Source organism: Methylobacterium sp. WL120, from assembly GCF_008039465.1.
Classification (GTDB): Bacteria; Pseudomonadota; Alphaproteobacteria; order Rhizobiales; family Beijerinckiaceae; genus Methylobacterium; species Methylobacterium cerastii.
The window spans coordinates 1-870 of record NZ_VRUT01000361.1 but is presented as its reverse complement, the minus strand read 5'-3'; the positions used below and the strand labels follow the sequence as shown (position 1 = coordinate 870).

1 protein-coding gene is annotated in these 870 nt (G+C 70.8%); it reads right to left on the bottom strand.

Annotated elements, in window-relative coordinates; translation table 11 throughout:
* On the bottom strand, window positions 1-870 hold an 870-nt coding region (locus tag FV229_RS27005), incomplete at its 5' end, for a transporter (protein WP_147754835.1).

Sequence of the window (870 nt, the reverse complement as noted above, 5' to 3'; positions counted from 1 at the left end):
TCAGTACTTGCGGACGAGGGGGGTCGGCGCGGGGGCCGGGGCTGCGACCGAGTAGAGCGGCGCGATCAGGCGGATGAAGCCGTCGGTGGAGTAGTTGTCGCGGGTGCGGCCGTCGAAGGTGGCGTAGGTGGCCGAGGTGACGACGTCGCGGGCGACCATCAGCTGGGCGGTGAAGACGCCGAAGTCGTAGCCGATGAGGCCGCCGAGGGCGAAGCGGCCGCCGCGGCCGACGATGGCCGAGTTGCGGCCGACGTTGACGGTGCCGTAGCCGACGGCGCCGATCTCGAACTTGCCGAACTTCTTCGTGGCGGTGAGGTCGAGGTTGAGGGCGTCGGAGATCACCTGCGGGCCGAGGAAGGCGCCGACGCGACCGTCGAAGCGACCGGGCGAGTCGTAGAAGTTGCCGGTGAGGTTGGCGGTGAGGTTGTAGCCGTCTCCGGTGTAGCTGACGGCGAGGCCGGCGCGGTAGGTGTTGGAGGCGAGCTGCGGCAGGACGGGGGTGACGCCACCGAGCGAACCGCGGTCGCCGTTGAGGTCGTTCAGGTAGGCGCCGCCCAGCACGCTGACGCCGACGTTGCCGCCGAGGTCGAACGCCCAGATGCCGCCGACGAAGGTGCCGACGTTGATCGAGATGTCTTGGTTGGGGACGCCCGCCCGGTTGCGGGTGAAGGCGAACACGGTCGGGGGGGCGACGAGCAGCTCGACGCGGCCGCCGAACGGCACCAGCGGGGTCGACCAGACCAGGACCGGGATGTTGATCGCGGTGTCGGCGCCGAAGGTGGCGTCGGGCCGGCGGTAGATGAAGGTGTTGATCGCGTAGACGCCCTCGGGCAGCGGCGCGCCGGTGGCCAGGCCGACCTGCTCGCCGGG